The sequence below is a fragment of the Brevibacterium permense genome (assembly GCF_025506275.1).
GTDB lineage: Bacteria > Actinomycetota > Actinomycetes > Actinomycetales > Brevibacteriaceae > Brevibacterium > Brevibacterium permense_A.
Genome location: NZ_QYCP01000015.1, coordinates 1 through 396, shown reverse-complemented (window position 1 = coordinate 396; position 396 = coordinate 1). Strand labels below are relative to the sequence as shown.

The following is a 396-nucleotide window of genomic DNA, read 5'->3' as shown; positions in this document are numbered from 1 at the left end:
ACCTCGGCAACAATCTTCTGAACGCCAGCGGTGGCGGACGCGCGGCCCCGACGGTCAGGAGTGCGCTCATTCTCGGCGTCGCCACCGGCCTGCTCTGGGCGCCCTGCGCCGGGCCGATTCTCGGCCTCGTGCTGACCGGCGCGGCATTGCAGGGCGCCAATCTGCAGACGACCGTCCTCTTAATCGCCTATGCCGCCGGTGCTGCGACCTCGCTTGCGGTGGCACTGCTTGTCGGCGCTAAGATCTTCGCCGCGATGAAGCGCTCGCTCGGCCTTGGCGACCGAATTCGCCAGGCAGTCGGCGCCGCCGTGCTGGCGGGCGTTGCGGTCATCGCGCTCGGTCTCGACACCAGCCTGCTGGCGCGACTTTCCTACGCCAGCACCACCTCGCTGGAAC

At 68.9% G+C, this 396-nt stretch carries 1 protein-coding gene; it reads left to right on the top strand.

Annotated elements, in window-relative coordinates; translation table 11 throughout:
* Positions 1 to 396, top strand: a 396-nt coding sequence (locus D3I60_RS01345; protein ID WP_276584330.1) for a cytochrome c biogenesis CcdA family protein, incomplete at both ends; no start/stop codon positions are given.